This is a genomic window from Streptomyces sp. NRRL F-2664 (genome assembly GCF_000719345.1).
GTDB lineage: Bacteria > Actinomycetota > Actinomycetes > Streptomycetales > Streptomycetaceae > Streptomyces.
In genome coordinates this window covers 145777-165482 of record NZ_JOFX01000006.1, presented here as the reverse complement: position 1 = coordinate 165482, position 19706 = coordinate 145777, and the positions used below count along the sequence as shown (strand labels likewise).

General features: G+C 73.2%; 13 protein-coding genes. 12 read left to right on the top strand and 1 reads right to left on the bottom strand.

Going from position 1 to position 19706, the window contains the following annotated elements:
• The first annotated feature begins 40 nt into the window (after nucleotides 1-40).
• The 3 genes from IF89_RS0109470 to IF89_RS49320 are packed head-to-tail and all read left to right on the top strand — an operon-like array spanning nucleotide 41 to nucleotide 1270.
• Nucleotides 41-238 (top strand): DUF4244 domain-containing protein, encoded by a 198-nt coding sequence (locus tag IF89_RS0109470; RefSeq protein ID WP_030764040.1) that lies wholly within the window; start codon nucleotides 41-43, stop codon nucleotides 236-238.
• Entirely contained in the window at nucleotides 225-608 is a 384-nt protein-coding gene (locus IF89_RS0109465) for a TadE family type IV pilus minor pilin (protein WP_078628186.1), read from the top strand. The genes IF89_RS0109470 and IF89_RS0109465 overlap by 14 nt, the downstream gene beginning before the upstream one ends.
• On the top strand, nucleotides 605-1270 hold the full coding sequence (locus IF89_RS49320) for an Rv3654c family TadE-like protein (RefSeq protein ID WP_063831269.1): 666 nt from the start codon (nucleotides 605-607) through the stop codon (nucleotides 1268-1270). Before IF89_RS0109465 ends, IF89_RS49320 begins: the two co-directional genes overlap by 4 nt.
• On the opposite strand, the gene IF89_RS0109455 is transcribed toward IF89_RS49320, so the two are convergent.
• The gene (locus IF89_RS0109455) at nucleotides 1242-3692 is read right to left on the bottom strand and encodes a DEAD/DEAH box helicase (RefSeq protein ID WP_078628185.1); all 2451 of its coding nucleotides are present in this window, start codon (nucleotides 3690-3692) and stop codon (nucleotides 1242-1244) included. The genes IF89_RS49320 and IF89_RS0109455 overlap by 29 nt on opposite strands.
• An 81-nt stretch (nucleotides 3693-3773) precedes the next feature.
• On the opposite strand from IF89_RS0109455, the gene bldG reads away from it, so the two are divergent.
• The 9 genes from bldG to IF89_RS0109410 all read left to right on the top strand — a co-directional run bounded on the left by bldG (nucleotide 3774) and on the right by IF89_RS0109410 (nucleotide 19577).
• Entirely contained in the window at nucleotides 3774-4115 is a 342-nt protein-coding gene (gene bldG, locus IF89_RS0109450; protein ID WP_030028781.1) for an anti-sigma factor antagonist BldG, read from the top strand.
• A gap of 122 nt (nucleotides 4116-4237) precedes the next feature.
• The gene (locus IF89_RS0109445) at nucleotides 4238-4678 is read left to right on the top strand and encodes an ATP-binding protein (RefSeq protein ID WP_030764034.1); all 441 of its coding nucleotides are present in this window, start codon (nucleotides 4238-4240) and stop codon (nucleotides 4676-4678) included.
• A 257-nt stretch (nucleotides 4679-4935) separates the two neighbouring features.
• Nucleotides 4936-7335, top strand: a complete 2400-nt coding sequence (locus IF89_RS0109440; protein WP_030764032.1) for a sodium-translocating pyrophosphatase — start codon at nucleotides 4936-4938, stop codon at nucleotides 7333-7335.
• Nucleotides 7336-7498: 163 nt separating this feature from the next.
• Entirely contained in the window at nucleotides 7499-8065 is a 567-nt protein-coding gene (locus IF89_RS0109435; RefSeq protein WP_030764029.1) for a hypothetical protein, read from the top strand.
• Nucleotides 8066-8175: 110 nt separating this feature from the next.
• Nucleotides 8176-9705, top strand: a complete 1530-nt coding sequence (locus IF89_RS0109430) for a DUF7059 domain-containing protein (RefSeq protein WP_030764027.1) — start codon at nucleotides 8176-8178, stop codon at nucleotides 9703-9705.
• Nucleotides 9706-10228: 523 nt separating this feature from the next.
• Nucleotides 10229-13072 carry a type I DNA topoisomerase gene (topA, locus tag IF89_RS0109425; protein WP_030764024.1) on the top strand — a complete coding sequence of 948 codons (2844 nt, stop codon included), beginning with the start codon at nucleotides 10229-10231 and terminating at the stop codon, nucleotides 13070-13072.
• Between the two features lie 191 nt (nucleotides 13073-13263).
• Nucleotides 13264-16479 carry a dTMP kinase gene (gene tmk / locus IF89_RS0109420; RefSeq protein WP_030764022.1) on the top strand — a complete coding sequence of 1072 codons (3216 nt, stop codon included), beginning with the start codon at nucleotides 13264-13266 and terminating at the stop codon, nucleotides 16477-16479.
• Between the two features lie 138 nt (nucleotides 16480-16617).
• Nucleotides 16618-17829 (top strand): DNA polymerase III subunit delta', encoded by a 1212-nt coding sequence (locus tag IF89_RS0109415; RefSeq protein ID WP_030764019.1) that lies wholly within the window; start codon nucleotides 16618-16620, stop codon nucleotides 17827-17829.
• A 176-nt stretch (nucleotides 17830-18005) separates the two neighbouring features.
• Nucleotides 18006-19577 carry an alpha/beta hydrolase gene (locus IF89_RS0109410; RefSeq protein ID WP_030764016.1) on the top strand — a complete coding sequence of 524 codons (1572 nt, stop codon included), beginning with the start codon at nucleotides 18006-18008 and terminating at the stop codon, nucleotides 19575-19577.
• Nucleotides 19578-19706: the final 129 nt, after the last annotated feature.

The following is a 19706-nucleotide window of genomic DNA, read 5'->3' as shown; positions in this document are numbered from 1 at the left end:
TTGACCACACATCAACAACGGAAATTCACAGGAGGTTGCCATGAGGATCATCTGGTTTCGTGTGCGGACGGCGCTCGGCGCTCGCGGGGGCGATGCGGGGATGTCCACTTCGGAATACGCCATGGGCACGATCGCGGCCTGCGCATTCGCGGCCGTTCTCTACAAGGTGGTGACGAGTGAAGTCGTCGCGACGGCCCTCCAGTCGACCATCGGGAAGGCGCTCGATGTGCCGTTCTGAGGAGAAGGCGGCAGGGGGCGGGAGAAAGGGGGACCGCGGATATGTGACGGCGGAGGCCGCCCTGGTGATTCCGGCGCTGGTGCTCTTCGCGGCCATGCTGGTGTGGGCCCTGATGGCGGCGGCCGGACAGATCCGCTGCGTGGACGCGGCCCGGGCCGGTGCGCGGGCGGCCGCCCGGTCCGAGCCGGCGGAGGTGGCGGTGGCAGCGGCCCGCGAGGCCGCCCCGGCGGGGGCCCGGGTGGAGCTGGAAAGGGTGGGCGACCTCTGGCGGGTGCGGGTGGCGGCGCCCGCCCCGGGGCCGGCCGGGGTACCGCTGAGGCTCGGCGCGCAGGCCGTGGCGCTGGCCGAGGACAGTGTGGGGCCGCCGTGAGCAGGGACCGGGGTTCGGCGACGGTCTGGGCGGCTCTGGTCGCGACGGTGCTGGGGGCGGTGTTCGCCGGGGTGCTGCTGCTCGGCCAGGCCGTGGTGGCCCGCCACCGGGCGGCGACGGCCGCGGACCTGGCGGCGCTCGCGGCGGCGGCCACCTGGGCGCACGGCCCGGACGCCGCCTGCGCCACGGCACTGCGGGTGGCCCGGGCGCAGGGTGCGGAACTCGCCGGGTGCCGTCTCGGCGGTGAGGTCGCCGAGGTGGAGGCCCGCGCCGCGGCGGGCCCCTTCACCCCCCGGGCACGTGCCAGAGCCGGCCCGCCCCCCGAGCCCGCGGTCCCCGACCCGGAAGGGGCCCCGCCCGAGGCCACCCCGCAGGCCCCGCCGTCCGAGGCCACTGCGCCGGCGCCGCCGTCCGAGCCCGAGCCCGAAGACCCCGCCTTGCGAGGGCCCGGCACCGCACGCGGCGCAGTCCCGGTGCGGGCTCGTCGGCCCCGCGCCATGGCCGTCCGGCACCGCGCGCCCAGCGGGCGCCCCGGGGCCCGTCGGCCCCGCCCGGCGCAGGGTCGGGGGTCTGGTTGCGGGACGGGGCTCGTTGAACGGTCGGTGGGGCCGGGTCGGCCCGGTCGGCTGCTGGTCAGGGGGATTCGGAGAGGAGGCGGGTGAGGAGGCGGAGGGCGCCGCGCTTGTGGAGGGGGTCGTTGCCGTTGCCGCACTTGGGGGACTGGATGCAGGAGGGGCAGCCGGCTTCGCACTCGCAGGCGGCGATGGCGTCGCGGGTGGCCGTCAGCCAGGCGCGGGCCGTGTGGAAGGCCCGCTCCGCGAAGCCGGCACCGCCGGGGTGGCCGTCGTAGACGAAGACCGTGGGGAGGAGGGTGTCGGGATGCAGCGGCACGGAGACGCCGCCGATGTCCCAGCGGTCGCAGGTGGCGAACAGCGGCAGCATGCCGATCGAGGCGTGCTCCGCGGCGTGCAGGGCGCCGCCGAGGATCTCCGGGTTGATGCGGGCCTCGTCGAGCTGGTCCTCGGTCACCGTCCACCAGACGGCCCTGGTGCGCAGGGTGCGGGGCGGCAGGTCCAGCTTGGCCTCGCCGAGGACCTCGCCGGTGATCAGCTTGCGGCGCAGGTAGGAGACGACCTGGTTGGTCACCTCGACGGAGCCGAAGCAGAGCCGGGCCGAGCCCCAGGGGATCTCGGTCTCGGTCTCCAGGATGGAGATGGAGGTGGTGTCGCGGGCCGTGGTCGAGAAGGGCGGGTCCGCCGCCTCGACGAGGGCCGCGGAGCCCTCCAGGTCCAGGTGCTGCACGAGGTACGTGCGGCCCTGGTGGAGGTGGACGGCGCCCTCGTGGACGGCGGTGTGGGCCGCCGCCTCGTCGACGGTGCCCAGCAGCCGGCCGGTGGAGGCCTCGACGATCTGCACCGGGCGGCCGCCGCCGCCCCGGATGTCGGTGAGGTCCGAGGCCCGCTCCCGGCGGGTCCAGTGCCATCCGGCCGCCCGGCGGCGCAGCAGCTTCGCCGCTTCGAGCTGCGGGACGAGCTCCTCGGTGGACGGTCCGAAGAGGTCCAGGTCCGCCTCCGTCAGCGGGAGCTCCTCGGCCGCGGCGCACAGGTGGGGGGCGAGGACGTAGGGGTTGTCGGGGTCCAGGACGGTGGCCTCCACCGGTTGGCGGAACAGCGCCTCCGGGTGGTGGACGAGGTAGGTGTCGAGGGGGTCGTCGCGGGCGACCAGCACGGCCAGGGCCCCCTGCCCCGAGCGCCCCGCTCGGCCCGCCTGCTGCCACAGGGAGGCCCGCGTGCCCGGGTATCCGGTGATGAGTACGGCGTCCAGGCCGGAGACGTCCACGCCCAGCTCCAGTGCGGTCGTGGCGGCCAGTCCGAGCAGCTCGCCGGAGTGCAGGGCCCGCTCCAGGGCCCGCCGCTCCTCGGGCAGGTAGCCGCCCCGGTAGGCCGCGACCCGCCGGGGCAGGGACCGGTCCACCTCCGCGAGGCGTTCCTGCGTGATCACGGAGATCAGCTCGGCGCCGCGCCGGGAGCGCACGAAGGCGACCGTGCGGACGCCCTGGACCACCAGGTCGGTCAGCAGATCGGCGGTCTCCGCGGTGGCCGTACGGCGTACGGGAGCGCCCTTCTCGCCCCGCAGCTCGGTGAGGAGCGGCGGCTCCCAGAGGGCGAAGACCACCTCGCCGCGCGGTGAGGCGTCGTCGGTGATCTCGGTCACCGGTACACCGGTCAGCCGGGACGCGGCGGCGGCCGGGTCGCTGGCCGTCGCGGAGGCCAGGAGGAACACCGGCTGCGAGCCGTAGCGGGCGCACAGCCGCCGCAGCCGGCGCAGCACCTGCGCCACGTGGGAGCCGAAGACCCCGCGGTAGGTGTGGCACTCGTCGATCACCACGTAGCGCAGGGCGCGCAGGAAGGAGGACCAGCGGGGGTGGGCGGGCAGGATCCCGCGGTGCAGCATGTCGGGGTTGGTGAGGACGTGGTTGGCGTACTGGCGCACCCATTCGCGTTCCTCGTAAGGCGTGTCCCCGTCGTAGACCGCGGGCCGGACGGCGTTGCCCAGGGGGGCGGCCAGGTCCCGGACGGCGCGGCACTGGTCGGCCGCCAGCGCCTTGGTGGGGGCCAGGTAGAGGGTGGTCGCCCCTCTGCCGTTGGGGGCCTGGGCGCCGTCCACCAGGGCCGACAGCACCGGTGCGAGGTAGGCCAGGGACTTGCCCGAGGCGGTTCCCGTGGCCACGACCACGGATTCGCCGTCCAGGGCGTGTTCGGCGGCCGCGGCCTGGTGTTCCCACGGATGGCCGATCCCGGCGGACTGGATGGCGGCCACGACGTCCGATCGGATGCGGTCGGGCCAGACTGCATGACGGCCCTCCCGAGGGGGCAAGTGCTCCGTATGAGTGATGCGTGCAGAGCGGAAAGGCCCCCGTGACAGGCGGTCCAGGACCGTGCCGGGGGTGGGTCGGGAGTCCGCGTCTGCCGTGGGCCGACCGGGACCGTGAGTGTTGGCCATCGGAACCGAGTGTGTCACCGGCGTGCGGGACAATGGTCGGAAGGCGTCGTGCGCGCCTGCCGGTAAGTGATTGAATGCCATTGCGGCAGCCAATCCCTCACCTACCTTCGGGTGGGGAGGCCCCTGGGGGGCGCCGCTCGATAGCAAGGTGCTGGAGGATCCGTGGACCTGTCCCTGTCGACTCGCACTGTCGGCGACCGTACGGTCGTGGAGGTCGGTGGCGAGATTGATGTGTATACCGCGCCCAAGCTGCGCGAGCAGTTGGTCGAGTTGGTGAACGACGGCAGCTACCACCTGGTCGTCGACATGGAGCGAGTGGACTTCCTCGACTCCACCGGACTCGGTGTGCTCGTGGGCGGCCTCAAGCGCGTCCGCGCGCACGAGGGTTCGCTCCGCCTGGTGTGCAACCAGGAGCGCATCCTGAAGATCTTCCGTATCACCGGTCTGACCAAGGTGTTTCCGATCCACACCACGGTGGACGACGCCGTCAACGCCACTGACTGACGGCTCCAGGCGGCCTCCGGCAGCCTTCGGGCGGCCGGGGGCCGGCAAGGAGAGCGGGGGTGCCGGGCCATGGATGGTCCGGGCCCCTGTCAAGGCACGCCCGTAGTCCGAGGGGGACGCGCATGGCCACCGTTGAACTGCGCTTCAGCGCCCAGCCCGAACACGTCCGGACGGCCCGCCTGGTCGCGGCCGCCGTGGCGCGCAGGGCCGGGGTGGAGGAAGCCGTCCTCGACGAGGTCCGCCTCGCCGTGGGCGAAGCCTGTTCGCGTGCCGTGGGGCTCCACCGGGTCCACGGGCTGACCGCGCCCGTGCGGGTGGTGCTGACCGAGGAGGACAAGGCGTTCTCCATCGAGGTCGGTGACGAGGTCCCCGGTCCGGGCGGAGGCCCGGCCGACACCGTGTCCGGCCTCGCCGCCGTCCAGGACTCCGACGGGGACACCGAGGACGAGATGGGCCTCGCCGTGATCAGCGGGCTCGTCGACGACGTCGAGGTGACCAGTGGGGAATCGGGCGGGACGATCCGGATGAGCTGGCCCGTCTCCGTGTCCTCCGATCTTCCTTGAGATCTTCGGCGCGACCATTCCCTCCTATCTTCCGATCTTTATCAAGGCCCTGCTGAGCAGGGCCTTTTTCATTCCTCTAGATCAATGAGCATGCGTCAATGCCTTTGCCCCGTTACCGCTTTCGAGGGTAATGGAGTGACGCGATCCATTGCTGAGGAGCAGGAGCACGCCAATTACGTTTCCGGCGCACTGTTTTGATCCGGGTGCGCTCCCTACAATCCGTCCACATCTTGAGCTCATCACGTCAAGGAGGACGAATGACGGGGCTCTTCACCCCTCTCGCGCCGGATGGCACCACCGATCTGGCATCCGCAGTACTCACCGATGACAATCGGCTCATCGTGATGGTCATTGCGGCCGTGGCACTCGCCGCTCTCGTCGTCGCGCAGTTCCTGGTCCGCCAGGTCCTCGCGGCCGACGAGGGAACCGACAGCATGAAGAAAATCGCCGCGGCGGTCCAGGAAGGCGCCAACGCCTACCTCGGCCGGCAGCTGCGCACCCTCGGCGTCTTCGCCGTCGTGGTGTTCTTCCTGCTCTTCCTGCTTCCCGCCGACGACTGGAACCAGCGGGCGGGACGCTCCGCCTTCTTCCTGGTAGGCGCCATCTTCTCGGCGGCCACCGGCTACATCGGCATGCGCCTCGCGGTCCGCGCCAACGTCCGCGTCGCCGCCGCGGCCCGCCAGGCCACCCCGGCCGAGGGGGAGCCCGCCAAGGACCTGACCGCCGTCTCCCACCAGGCGATGAAGATCGCCTTCCGTACGGGCGGCGTCGTCGGCATGTTCACCGTCGGCCTCGGCCTGCTCGGCGCCTCCTGCGTCGTCCTGGTCTACGCCGCGGACGCCCCCAAGGTCCTGGAGGGCTTCGGCCTCGGCGCCGCCCTCATCGCGATGTTCATGCGCGTGGGCGGCGGCATCTTCACCAAGGCCGCCGACGTCGGCGCCGACCTGGTCGGCAAGGTCGAGCAGGGCATTCCGGAGGACGACCCGCGCAATGCCGCGACCATCGCCGACAACGTGGGCGACAACGTCGGAGACTGCGCCGGAATGGCGGCCGACCTCTTCGAGTCCTACGCCGTCACCCTCGTGGCGGCGCTGATCCTCGGCAAGGCCGCCTTCGGCGACCTGGGCCTCGCCTTCCCGCTGATCGTCCCCGCCATCGGCGTCATCACCGCGATGATCGGGATCTTCGCGGTATCCCCGCGCCGCAGCGACCGCAGCGGCATGACCGCCATCAACCGCGGCTTCTTCATCTCGGCCGTGATCTCGCTGGTGCTGGTCGCGATCGCCGTCTACGCCTATCTGCCGGCCAGCTACCGGGACCTCGTCGGCGTCGAGAACGCGGCGATCACCAACCACTCCGGCGACCCGCGCATCCTGGCCGTCGTCGCCGTCGCCATCGGCATCGTGCTGGCAGCCCTGATCCAGCAGCTGACGGGCTACTTCACGGAGACCAACCGCCGTCCCGTACGGGACATCGGCAAGTCCTCGCTGACGGGAGCCGCCACCGTGGTCCTCGCCGGCATCTCCGTCGGCCTGGAGTCGGCCGTCTACACGGCGCTCCTCATCGGCCTCGGCGTGTACGGGGCGTTCCTGCTCGGCGGTACGTCGATCCTGCTGGCGCTCTTCGCGGTGGCCCTGGCCGGCACCGGCCTGCTCACCACCGTCGGCGTCATCGTCGCCATGGACACCTTCGGGCCCGTCTCCGACAACGCCCAGGGCATCGCCGAGATGTCCGGTGACGTCGAGGGTGCTGGCGCGCAGGTCCTGACCGACCTGGACGCCGTGGGCAACACCACCAAGGCCATCACCAAGGGCATCGCCATCGCCACGGCCGTGCTGGCCGCCGCCGCGCTCTTCGGCTCGTACAACGACGCGATCGCCGCCGCGGTCAAGGAGGTCGGGGCGAAGGCCGGCGAGCTGAACCTCAGCCTGGACATCGCTCAGCCCAACAACCTCGTCGGGCTGATCCTGGGCGCGGCCGTGGTCTTCCTGTTCTCCGGGCTCGCCATCAACGCCGTCTCCCGCTCGGCGGGCTCGGTGGTCTACGAGGTGCGCCGCCAGTTCCGCGAGCACCCCGGGATCATGGACTACAGCGAGAAGCCCGAGTACGGGCGCGTCGTCGACATCTGCACCAAGGACGCGCTGCGCGAGCTCGCCACGCCCGGCCTGCTCGCCGTCCTGACACCGATCGCGGTGGGCTTCTGCCTGGGTGTGGGCGCACTGGGCTCCTTCCTCGCCGGCGCCATCGGCACCGGCACGCTGATGGCGGTCTTCCTCGCCAACTCCGGCGGTGCCTGGGACAACGCGAAGAAGCTGGTCGAGGACGGCCACCACGGCGGCAAGGGCAGCGAGGCCCACGCGGCGGTCGTCATCGGCGACACGGTCGGCGATCCCTTCAAGGACACCGCCGGTCCCGCGATCAACCCGCTGCTCAAGGTCATGAACCTGGTGGCACTGCTGATCGCGCCCGCCGTCGTGCAGTTCAGCTACGGCGAGGACGCCAGCCCGACCGTGCGGGCGATCGTCGCGGTCCTTGCGATCGGCGTGATCATCGGCGCGGTGTACGTCTCCAAGCGCCGCGGCATCGCCGTGGGCGACGAGGGCGACGGGACGGCCGAGCGGGTGGCCCAGTCGGCCGACCCGGCGACGGTCTCCTGACCCAGGGGACCGGACGAGGGACGGGCCGGGCCGGGCAGGGCCGGCCGTGCGCCCGAACGGCGGACAGGCGGTGCGGACTGACGCGCCGTCTGTCCGCCTTTGTGCGTCCCCCGAGGGCAGGCGTGTATCTTCCGGGCCGAGAGCCTTCGAAGGGACCAATCCGGTGAACAAGAAGCTTGCGGCCGCGTTGTCGGGCGGTGCGGTGCTGATGCTCGTCCTGTCCGGCTGCGGCGGGGACGACGGCGAAGAGAAGGCCAACGCCTGGGCCAAGAAGGTCTGCGACCAGTGGCAGCCCGAACTCAAGAAGATCGAGACCGCCAACGCCGACATCAAGCGCGTGGCAACCGAGAGCACCAAGCCCGACGAGGTCAAGCAGACGGACGCGGCGGCCTTCGCGACCATGTCGGAGTCGTACAAGACGATGGGCAACGCCCTGCAGCAGGCGGGCGTCCCGCCGGTCAAGGACGGCGCCACCACCCAGGCGGAGGCCGTCAAGGGCTTCGAGTCGACCTCCAAGGGATACGCGGACCTGAAGGCCAAGATGGACGCCCTGGACCCCGCGGACCAGACGAAGTTCGCCGACGGCCTCAAGGAGGTCGCGGGTGGTCTGGAAGCGGCGACGAAGGGCGGCCAGGACGCCCTGGCCACGCTGAACGAGGGCGGTCTGGACAAGGCCATCAACAGCCAGAAGGGCTGCCAGGTCGCCACGACATCGGCATCGCCCAAGTAGCCGTACGAAGTCCCGGGCGGCCCGGCTCCGACGAGGGAGCCGGGCCGCCCTTTCGTACCACCGGGCCCGGGGTGAGCCGTAGGACGGGCCCCAGCGGACACAATGGGAGCGTGAGTACCACCAGCCTCCCCACCCCCGACCACGCCGCCGAGCTCCGCAGCGCCATGCTGGCCGCCGGCTTCACCGCCGACGGGCTGCTCGACCTGCTCGGCGCCCCCGCCTACGCGGCGCTGGCCCGCAGCGAGACGGTCCCGGCCCTGCGCGCCACCCGGGGCGGCGGCCACGGCCCGCTCGCGACCCTGGTCCGGCTGTTCCTGCTCCAGCAGACCGTGCCGTACGCGCACGCCGCGGCGGCGCTGCCGGTCGAGGCCGCGCTGGCCGACGGCTGGCTGCGACGCGCAGGCGCCGCCGGCGGCGAGGACACCGTCGACGCCACCGTCGACGTGCGCCCGTACGGCGGCCCGGACGGCGAGGACTGGTTCATCGTCTCCGACCTCGGCTGTGCGGTGGGCGGCGCCGGCGGGATCGGCAGCCGGGAGGAGGGCGTCGTCCTCGGTGTCGGCGGCGCCTCCACCACCCTGGCCGGGATCACCGTGCGCACCCCGGTCGGCTCCGCCCTCGACATCGGCACCGGATCCGGCATCCAGGCACTGCACGCCACCCGGCACGCGACGAGGGTCACCGCCACCGACGTCAACCCGAGGGCTCTCGGATTCACCCGTTTGACGCTGGCCCTCTCCGGGGCGCCGGAGGCCGAGCTGCTGACGGGCTCGCTCTTCGAGCCGGTCGGCGAGGACACGTACGACCTGATCGTCTCGAACCCGCCGTTCGTGATCTCCCCCGGCGCCCGGCTGACGTACCGCGACGGCGGGATGGGCGGCGACGACCTGTGCCGGACCCTGGTCCAGCAGGCGGGGGCACGGCTCAACCCCGGCGGGTACGCGCAGTTCCTCGGGAACTGGCAGCACGTGGAGGGCGAGGACTGGCACGACCGGCTCCGCTCCTGGGTGCCGCGCGGCTGCGACGCCTGGATCGTGCAGCGCGACGTGCAGGACGTGACGCAGTACGCCGAGCTGTGGCTGCGCGACGCGGGCGACCACCAGAGCGACCCGGCCGAGTACGCGCGGCGGTACGAGGAGTGGCTGGACGAGTTCGAGGCCCGGAAGACGAAGTCGGTCGGCTTTGGATGGATCACCTTGCGCCGGACGGACGCGGCCGAGCCCTCGATCGTGGTCGAGGAGTGGCCCCACACGGTGGAGCAGCCGCTCGGCGAGGCCGTCACCGCCCACTTCGCCCGCCAGGACTACCTGCGCGCCCACGACGACGCCGCCCTGCTGGAGGCGCACTTCACGCTGGTGGAGGAAGTGGTCCAGGAGCAGGTCGGGCCGCCCGGTGCCGAGGACCCGGAGCACGTCGTGCTCCGGCAGAACCGCGGCATGCGGCGCGCCACCAAGGTCGACACGGTCGGCGCGGGCTTCGCGGGAGTGTGTGACGGCTCACTGAGTGCCGGGCGGATCCTGGACGCCATCGCCCAGCTGATGCAGGAGGACCCGGTGGTGCTGCGCGACCGGACCCCGGAGGCCATCCGGCTGCTGGTCGAGCAGGGCTTCCTGGAGCCCGTGACCCGCCCGGGGCGGTAGCCGGCACCGGGATGTAACCCTGGGTTCGCCCGGCGTACCCCTGGGGTCGCCAGTATGGCGGCCGGGGGGTTCTCGACAGTGGCCCGGGGGTTCGGGGGGACGGCGGGGAAGGCAGCTCGGTGATCTTCGCCGAGCCGCGTTCCCGCTGTTCGGGGCCGCGTCGCAGGCCTGGACGGGAGCGTGCGCCGATCGGTGTGCGCCGGTGGTTCGAGGTGCGCGCCCCGTCGGGGTCGAAGCCCTCGTTCCCCTTGCCCCGGCGGCCCGGCGCGCCGGGCCGCCGGGCGGGGTGCGGACCGGGTGGCGGGCGGCGCGCAGAGGCGCCGCCAGACGGCCCCCCGGCCACTCGGCGCGGTGATCGCGAAGGGGTGGGCGCGACATCCGGGCGGCAGAAACGGCACTTGTCGGGTTACCGTTCGAGTGGCCGTTGCGGGCTTGTGCCGTTTGACACGGGGGCGGGTTGTACCGTCACACTCCGCAGCGTCGCCGTACTGCGACCGAGTGCCGACCGGAGAGAAGAGCCAAGTTGTCCCCGACTAGCGAGACCGCAAAAGGCGGCCGCCGACTCGTCATCGTCGAGTCCCCTGCCAAGGCGAAGACGATCAAGGGCTACCTCGGCCCGGGATACGTCGTCGAGGCGAGCGTCGGGCACATCCGCGACCTCCCGAACGGCGCGGCCGAGGTTCCCGACAAGTACACCGGTGAGGTCCGCCGCCTCGGCGTGGACGTCGAACACGACTTCCAGCCGATCTACGTCGTCAACGCCGACAAGAAGGCCCAGGTCAGGAAGCTCAAGGAGCTGCTGGCCGAGTCCGACGAACTCTTCCTCGCCACCGATGAGGACCGCGAGGGCGAAGCCATCGCGTGGCACCTGCAGGAAGTCCTCAAGCCCAAGGTCCCCGTCCACCGGATGGTCTTCCACGAGATCACCAAGGACGCGATCCGCGACGCCGTCGCCAATCCGCGCGAGCTGAACCAGCGCATGGTCGACGCCCAGGAGACCCGCCGCATCCTCGACCGCCTCTACGGCTACGAGGTCTCGCCGGTCCTGTGGAAGAAGGTCATGCCGCGCCTGTCGGCCGGCCGCGTCCAGTCCGTGGCCACCCGCCTCGTCGTCGAGCGGGAGCGCGAGCGCATCGCCTTCCGCTCCGCCGAGTACTGGGACCTGACCGGAACCTTCTCCACCGGTCGCGCCGGTGACCCGTCCGACCCGTCGTCGCTGGTCGCCCGTCTGAACACGGTGGACGGCAAGCGCATCGCGCAGGGCCGTGACTTCGGTGCGAACGGGCAGCTCAAGAGCGAGGTCCTGCACCTCGACGAGGCGAACGCCCGGGCGCTGGCCGCCTCGCTGGAAGGCGCCTCGTTCGCCGTCCGGTCCGTCGAGTCCAAGCCCTACCGCCGGTCGCCGTACGCCCCCTTCCGTACGACGACGCTCCAGCAGGAGGCCTCGCGCAAGCTGGGCTTCGGCGCGAAGGCGACCATGCAGGTGGCGCAGAAGCTGTACGAGAACGGCTTCATCACGTACATGCGTACCGACTCCACCACGCTGTCCGACACCGCGGTGGCGGCCGCCCGGGCGCAGGTCACGCAGCTCTACGGGGCCGACTACCTGCCGGAGAAGCCGCGCGTCTACGCGGGCAAGGTCAAGAACGCCCAGGAGGCGCACGAGGCGATCCGTCCGTCGGGTGATCGTTTCCGCACCCCCGCCGAGACGGGCCTGACCGGCGACCAGTTCCGCCTGTACGAGCTGATCTGGAAGCGCACGGTCGCCTCCCAGATGAAGGACGCGGTCGGCAACAGCGTCACCGTCAAGATCGGCGGCCGCGCCTCGGACGGCCGTGACGCCGAGTTCAGCGCGTCCGGCAAGACGATCACCTTCCACGGCTTCATGAAGGCGTACGTCGAGGGCGCCGACGACCCCAACGCCGAGCTCGACGACCGTGAGCGGCGGCTGCCGCAGGTCGCGGAGGGCGACGCGCTCGCCGCCGAGGAGATCACGGCGGACGGCCATGCGACCAAGCCGCCGGCCCGCTACACCGAGGCCTCGCTGGTCAAGGAGCTCGAAGAGCGCGAGATCGGCCGGCCGTCGACGTACGCGTCGATCATCGGCACGATCCTCGACCGCGGCTACGTCTTCAAGAAGGGCACGGCCCTGGTGCCGTCCTTCCTGTCGTTCGCCGTGGTCAACCTGCTGGAGAAGCACTTCGGCCGGCTCGTCGACTACGACTTCACCGCGAAGATGGAGGACGACCTCGACCGCATCGCGCGCGGCGAGGCCCAGTCCGTGCCGTGGCTGAAGCGCTTCTACTTCGGCTCCGAGGAGGCCACCGAGGTCGTACCCGCCGATGGCGACCACCTCGGCGGCCTGAAGGAGCTGGTCACGGACCTGGGCGCGATCGACGCCCGGGAGATCTCCTCCTTCCCGGTCGGCGAGGGCATCGTCCTGCGCGTCGGGCGCTACGGGCCGTACGTGGAGCGCGGTGAGAAGGACGCAGAGGGCCACCAGCGGGCCGACATCCCCGACGACATGGCTCCGGACGAGCTGACGGTCGAGTACGCGGAGGAGCTGTTCGCGAAGCCGAGCGGCGAGTTCCAGCTCGGCAAGGACCCCGTGAGCGGGAACGAGATCGTCGCCAAGGACGGCCGCTACGGGCCGTACGTGACGGAGATCCTGCCCGAGGGCACGCCGAAGACCGGCAAGAACGCGGTGAAGCCGCGCACTGCCTCGCTCTTCAAGACGATGAGCCTGGACAGCGTCACGCTCGACGACGCGCTGAAGCTGATGTCGCTGCCGCGGGTCGTCGGCGTGGACGCCGAGGGCGTGGAGATCACGGCCCAGAACGGCCGCTACGGCCCGTACCTGAAGAAGGGCACGGACTCGCGGTCGCTGGAGGCCGAGGACCAGCTCTTCACGATCACGTTGGACGAGGCTCTCGCCATCTACGCGCAGCCCAAGCAGCGCGGCCGGGCCGCGGCCAAGCCCCCGCTGAAGGAGCTGGGCACGGACCCGGTCAGCGAGAAGCCGGTGGTGGTCAAGGACGGCCGCTTCGGGCCGTACGTGACGGACGGCGAGACGAACGCGACGCTGCGGCGGGACGACGACGTCGAGACGATCACGCCGGAGCGCGGCTACGAGCTGCTCGCCGAGAAGCGGGCGAAGGGCCCGGCCAAGAAGACGGCGAAGAAGGCTGCCAAGAAGGCCCCGGCGAAGAAGGCGACGGCGACGAAGACCGCGGCCGCGAAGACCGCGGCCGCCAAGAAGACGGCGGCCAAGAAGACCACGGCCGCCAAGACCACCGCCGCGAAGAAGACGGTCGCGAAGAAGACGGTGGCGAAGAAGACGGCCGCGGCCCCGGCTGCGGACGAGTAGTCACGACCGCTCACCACGAGAGCCCCGTGCCCCGGCGCGGGGCTCTCGCGTGCCCGGCCCGGTTCGCCACGCCCGCAGGGGCCGGGGTCCGCCGGGGTTCGGGGCGCGGTGCGCGAAGGTGGGTCCGGGGTCACACCCGGGCTTGTCCACAGGCCTCCGCAGCGGCCAAGCGCAGCGGATAGGCTGGGCGGATGACGCGAGCCGAGCAGCCGGCGGTCGTGACCGCCCCGGCGAACCCCACCTACGACGAAGCCCTAGCCGCGGATTCCCGTGAGCGTGCGGTGCGCGCACTGCTGCGCACCCCCCGGCTGCGCCGCCTGTGGAGCGCCCAGCTGGTGAGCGGCATCGGTGATGCCCTCGCCCTGCTGGTGCTGGTTCTGCTGGCCCTTCAGGCGGCCGCCACCGAAGGGGCCTTCGGCGGCGGATACCGCGGTGCGGCCCTCGCGGTCGCCGCCGTCTTCGGCGTCCGGATCGTCGCCACCCTGCTCTTCGGCGCGGTCCTGCTCGGCCCCCTGGCCGGGCTCGTCGGCGCCGGCGGCAAGCTGGACCGCCGCTGGACGATGATCGGGGCCGACGCCGTCCGCCTCGCGTTGTTCGTCGTCGCCCCGCTGTGGCTCGACTGGATCCCGGCCCACGCGCTCACCGCCCTGCTCGCCACCGTCTTCGTGTCCGGCGCGGCCGAACGGCTGTGGACGCTGGCCAAGGAGAGCGCGGCCCCCGCCCTGCTGCCCGCGCCGCCGCCGGAGGGGGCGACCGTACGGCCGCTCCCCGACCACATGGACGCCCTGCGGCGCCTGACCCTGCGGACGTCCTTCGCGGTGTTGCCCGTCGCGGCGGCCGCGCTGCTCGCCGCGACCCTCGTCGGCAAGGCCCTCGGCCTCGGCATCGACTGGTTCGCCGCCAACCAGGCCGCCCTCGGCTCGTACGTGGCCGCCGGCCTCTTCGCCGCGTCCGTGTCCCTGCTGCTCCCCCTGGTGCTGCCGACCGGGGCGACCCCGCGGCCGCGCTCCCCGCTGGAAGGCCTGCGCGCCCCCAAGGCGGGCGACCGGCCGGACAAGGGCCGCACCGGCGCCGTCCCCCTGCTCGTCCTGAGCTGCGCCGCCGTCGCCGGAGCGGTGTCCTGCGCCGTCGCCGTGGCCGTCCTGCACGCCTTCGACCTGGGCGGGGGACCGGCCGCCTTCGCGCTGTTCGTCCTCGCCCTGGTCGGCGGTACCGCCGCCGGCATCCGTGCCACCCAGGCCGGGAAGGTGCTGCCCGGGCTGTCCCGGCGCCGGCTGCTGGCCCTCGCCATAGCGGTGACCGGCCTCGCGCTGCTGCTGAGCGGCCTCGTCCCGGACACGGCGACGGTGCTGTTCCTGTCGCTGCTCGCCGGCACCGCCGCGGGCGTCGCGGCCAACACCGGTCACACCCTGCTGGACCAGGAGACCGAGGAGTTCCGCCGGGCCCGGGTCACCGAGCACCTCCAGGCCGTCGTACGGGTGGCCGTGGCCCTCGGCGCCGTCGCCGCGCCGGTCCTGGCCGCCGTGATCGGCCCGCACCGGCTGACCGGCGCCGAGGTCGTCTTCTCGCACGGCGGAGCCGCCTTCACCCTGATGCTCGTCGGCGCGCTGCTGCTGCCGGTCGCCGTGGTCGTGCTCACCAAGGCCGACGACCGCAGCGGCGTACCGCTGCGGCGCGACCTGCGCGACGCGCTGCGCGGCGGGGAGCCGGTCCAGGCCCCGGCCGCCACCGGGTTCTTCATCGCCCTGGAAGGCGGCGACGGAGCCGGCAAGTCCACGCAGGTCCAGGCGCTGGCCGAGTGGATACGGGGCAAGGGGCACGAGGTCGTCGTGACCCGGGAGCCGGGCGCCACCCCCGTCGGCAAGCGGCTGCGCTCCATCCTGCTCGACATCTCCTCGGCGGGGCTGTCGAACCGCGCGGAGGCCCTGCTGTACGCGGCCGACCGCGCCGAACACGTGGACACCGTGGTGCGTCCGGCGCTGGAGCGCGGCGCCGTCGTCATCTCCGACCGCTACATCGACTCCTCGGTGGCCTACCAGGGCGCCGGCCGCGACCTCTCCCCGACGGAGATCGCCCGGATCTCGCGCTGGGCCACCGACGGGCTCGTACCGCACCTGACCGTGCTGCTCGACGTGTCGCCGGAGGCGGCGCGGGAGCGGTTCACGGAGGCGCCGGACCGGCTGGAGTCGGAGCCGGCGGAGTTCCACCAGCGGGTGCGGGCGGGCTTCCTGACCCTCGCCGCGGCCGACCCCGGCCGCTACCTGGTGGTCGACGCCGGGCAGGACCCGGACTCGGTGACCACCGTCGTACGGCACCGCCTGGACCGGATGCTCCCGCTCTCCGAGGCGGAGCTGGCCGCGCAGGCGGAGGCCCGGCGTCTCGCCGAGGAGGAGGCGCGGCGCAAGGCCGAGGAAGAGGCGGCACGCAAGGCCGAGGAGGCGCGGCTGCGCGCCGAGGAGGAAGCCCGCAAGGCCCGCGAGGCCGAGGAGGCGCGGATCAGGGCCGAGGCCGAGGCCGCCCGCAGGGCGGAGGAGGAGCGGCTGCGCGCCGAGGAGGAGGCCCGGGCGCGGGCCGAGGCCGAACGGCTGCGCGCGGAGGCCGAGGCAAAGGCACGGGCTGCGGAGGCCGAACGGCTGCGCAAGCAGGCCGAGGAGGAGGCCCGGCTGCGCGCCGAGGCCGAGGAGCGGCGGCTGGAGAAGCAGCGGCGGGCCGAGGAGGCCCTGCTGAAGGCGGAGGAGGCGCGACGCCTGGTGGAGGCCGCGGCGGCCGAGGCCGCGGCGAAGGCGGCGGCCGCAGCTGCTGCCGCCGAGGCGCAGGCCCGGGCCGCTGCGGCGCCGGCGTCGGCGACCGAGAGCGGGCCCGCGGCTTCCGGGGCCAAGATCGACATGACGAAGGAACCGCACCCGGACGACGCGGTGACGATCGAGACCCCTGTGGTCAAGCGCGTCGTCCGGCCGGACGACGTCACCCAGACCGTCCCGGTGCCGAAGGTCGACCCGGCTGCCGCGGCGCCCGACACGGCGGAGACGGCGGTGCTGCCGCCGGTGCGCCCGGACGACCCGCGGGGCTCGGGGCCGTCGGGCCGGCGCTCCGGCGCCGGTGCCGGGTCCGGTGAGGGCTCCGGCAGTGGCAGCCGGGCCCACTCCGCGACGCGACCGACGGCGCAGCGACCCGAGGAGGACCCGGCCGACCGGGTCCCGTCGGGCATCTTCCGCGATTCCAGCAACGACCGGACGCGGGAGCTGCCCGTCGTCGACGATGCCGGCCGGCCCCGTCGCCCCCGTCCGGACTGGGCGGAGGAGACCCCGCTCGACGACCTGCCGACGCTGGCGGACGAACTGCTCGGCCGTCACCGCGACGACGAGGACGACGACGAGGACGGCCGCGGAGCACGCCGCCGCCGCTGACGGCGGCGGCGGGGCCGCCAAGCCGGCGCCGGCCCCGGCCGCCGCGGCTGCCCCGGCCCCGCTGCGGCGGCGGCCAGCGGGGATTGTCAGTGGCGCCCGCGACAATGGGTGCACGGAGAGTGAGAGGTGGTGGGCGGGATGCCCGTGTGGGACGACCTGGTGGGTCAGGAGCGGATCAGGACGCAGCTGGCCGCCGCCGCCCGCGACGCCGATGCGCTGGTCACGGCTGCCACGGACGGGACCGCGCCGCCCGCCGCGTCGAAGATGACCCACGCCTGGCTCTTCACGGGACCGCCGGGATCGGGGCGGGTCACCGCCGCCCGGGCCTTCGCCGCGGCCCTGCAGTGCACCAGCCCGGACCGCGCCCTGGGCGGTGAGCCGGGCTGCGGATTCTGCGACGGCTGCCACACCACGATGGTCGGCACGCACGCGGACGTCTCCAGCATCGCCGCGGTCGGCAGCCAGATCCTCGTGGACGACATGCGGGACACCGTCCGCAAGTCCTACACGTCCCCGGCCACGGGCCGCTGGCAGGTCATTTTGGTCGAGGACGCCGAGCGGCTGAACGAGAAGTCCGCCAACGCGGTCCTCAAGGCGGTGGAGGAGCCCGCGCCCCGCACGGTCTGGCTGCTGTGCTCGCCGTCCCTGGAGGACGTGCTGCCCACCATCCGCTCCCGCTGCCGGCACCTCGGCCTCAGCACCCCGTCGGTCGCCGCCGTCGCCGACACACTGGTGCGGCGTGACGGCGTCGAGCCGGAGGCGGCGCTGGCCGCCGCCCGGGCCACGCAGGGGCACGTCGACCGCGCCCGCCGGCTCGCCACGGACGAGGCGGCCCGGCAGCGCAGGGCCACGGTCCTGAAGCTCCCGCTCCGGGTGGACGACGTCGGGGCCTGCCTCAAGGCCGCCCAGGAGCTGGTGGACGCCGCCGCCGAGGACGCCAAGCAGGTTGCCGAGGAGGTCGACACCAAGGAGACCGAGGAGCTGCGGGCCGCCCTGGGCGCCGGCGCCGGGACCGGCGGGCGGATGCCGCGCGGCACGGCCGGCGTCATGAAGGAGCTGGAGGACAAGCAGAAGCGGCGCCGGACCCGCACCCAGCGCGACAGCCTCGACGTCGCCCTCACCGACCTGACCGGTTTCTACCGCGACGTGCTGGCGCTCCAGCTCGGCTCCTCCCTCGCCATCGCCAACGAGGACATACGGCCGGACCTGGAGCGCATCGCCAGGGCCTGCGGACCGGAGCGGACCCTGCGCCGGATCGAGGCGATCATCGCCTGCCGGGACGCCCTCGACCGCAACGTCGCCCCGCTCCTCGCGGTGGAGGCGATGACGATGTCGCTGCGCGCGGGCTGATCCCCGTCCCCGGGCGGGTCCACTCCCCGCCGGCGGGCTCACCCGTCCGGGCGAACCGGCGGCCGGGGCCGGAGCGGTCCCGGTCCGTGCCTCGCCAGGTGGACGCCCCGGAAGCCCCGGCTCCGTCCGGAGCAGCGGGCCCGCCCGCGCCCGCCGCCAGGACGTAGGCTCCGAGGATGGACACCAGTCGCGTGCTGCGTACCACCGGAACCATGATCGCCGCGGCCGGGCTGCTGCTCACCGGATGCACCTCGGGCGGACCGGAGACCCTGCGGACCGCCGCGTCCGCGAGAGGGGAGTCCGGTGCCACGCCGTCGGTGCAGCCGTCGCCCGACGCCGCCGCGATGCGCCCGTACTACGAGCAGAAGCTGACCTGGCGCGAGTGCGGTGTCCCCGGGTTCCAGTGCGCCACCATGAAGGCACCGCTGGACTACGCCCACCCCGGCGCCGGCCAGGACGTGGACATCGCGGTGGCGCGCCGCGCCGCGACCGGCCCCGGGAAGCGGCTCGGCTCACTCGTGGTCAACCCGGGCGGCCCCGGCGGCTCGGGCATCGGCTACCTCCAGGCGTACGCGGGCATCGGCTACCCGGCCCCCGTCCGCGCCCAGTACGACATGGTCTCCTTCGACCCGCGCGGTGTGCAGCGCAGCAGCCCCGTCGAGTGCCTGACCGGCCCGGAGATGGACAAGTACACCCAGGTGGACCAGACACCGGACGACGCGGCCGAACGGGAGCGGCTGGTGACCGCCTTCAAGGAGTTCGCGGCCGGCTGCCAGGCCCGCTCCAAGCGGGTCCTCCCGCACGTCTCCACCGTCGACGCCGCCCGGGACATGGACCTGCTGCGCGCCGTGCTCGGGGACGGGAAGCTCAACTACGTCGGCGCCTCCTACGGCACCCTGCTGGGGGCGACGTACGCCAACCTCTTCCCGGACCGGGTCGGCCGCCTGGTGCTGGACGGCGCGATGGACCCCACCCGCGGCGCGCTCGACCTCAACCGCGACCAGACGGAGGGCTTCGAGACGGCCTTCACCTCCTTCGCCAAGGACTGCGCCAAGCAGCCCGACTGCCCGCTCGGCACGGGCGGCCCGGAGCAGGTGGCGGCCCGCCTGAAGGACTTCTTCCGCAAGCTCGACGCCCAGCCCGTGCCCAGCGGCGACCCGAGCCGCCCGCTCGGCGAGTCCCTCGCGACGACCGGGGTGATCGCGGCGCTCTACGACGAGAACGCCTGGCCGCAGCTGCGCGAGGCGCTGACCTCGGCGATGAACGGCGACGGAGCGGGCCTGCTGGGCCTGGCCGACAGCTACTACGAGCGCGGACCGGACGGCAAGTACGCGAACCTGATGTTCGCGAATGCCGCCGTGAACTGCCTCGACCAGCCGCCCGCCTTCAACGGCCCGGCGGCGGTCGACGCGGCGCTGCCCTCCTTCCGGAAGGCCTCCCCGGTCTTCGGCGCGGGGCTGGCCTGGGCCTCCCTGAACTGCGCGTACTGGCCGGTGAAGCCCACCGGCGAGGCGGGCCCGCTCGCGGCGAAGGGAGCCGCACCGATCGTGGTGGTGGGCACCACCCGGGACCCGGCGACGCCGTACAAGTGGGCGCAGTCCCTGGCCGACCAGCTCGACTCGGGCACCCTGCTCACCTACGACGGCGACGGCCACACGGCGTACGGCCGCGGCAGCGACTGCATCGACACGGCGATCAACCGCTACCTCCTGGAGGGCAGGCCCCCGGCGGACGGCAAGAAGTGCTGACCCGCGGCGCGAGCGCCGGGCACACCGGGCTGCCCGAGCAGACTCCGGAGCACCTGCGGGACCCGCGCCCGGCCCGGTGGCACCGCGGTCGCCGGCCAGGTCCGTGACCTGCGCCGCGCGCGCACGAAA

Coding starts and splice junctions, on each gene's coding strand:
- IF89_RS0109470 (WP_030764040.1), top strand. CDS start 41: ATGAGGATCATCTGGTTTCGTGTGCGGACGGCGCTCGGCGCTCGCGGG.
- IF89_RS0109465 (WP_078628186.1), top strand. CDS start 225: ATGTGCCGTTCTGAGGAGAAGGCGGCAGGGGGCGGGAGAAAGGGGGAC.
- IF89_RS0109455 (WP_078628185.1), bottom strand. CDS start 3,692: ATGGCATTCAATCACTTACCGGCAGGCGCGCACGACGCCTTCCGACCA.
- IF89_RS0109445 (WP_030764034.1), top strand. CDS start 4,238: ATGGCCACCGTTGAACTGCGCTTCAGCGCCCAGCCCGAACACGTCCGG.
- IF89_RS0109440 (WP_030764032.1), top strand. CDS start 4,936: ATGACGGGGCTCTTCACCCCTCTCGCGCCGGATGGCACCACCGATCTG.
- tmk (WP_030764022.1), top strand. CDS start 13,264: ATGACGCGAGCCGAGCAGCCGGCGGTCGTGACCGCCCCGGCGAACCCC.
- IF89_RS0109415 (WP_030764019.1), top strand. CDS start 16,618: ATGCCCGTGTGGGACGACCTGGTGGGTCAGGAGCGGATCAGGACGCAG.
- IF89_RS0109410 (WP_030764016.1), top strand. CDS start 18,006: ATGGACACCAGTCGCGTGCTGCGTACCACCGGAACCATGATCGCCGCG.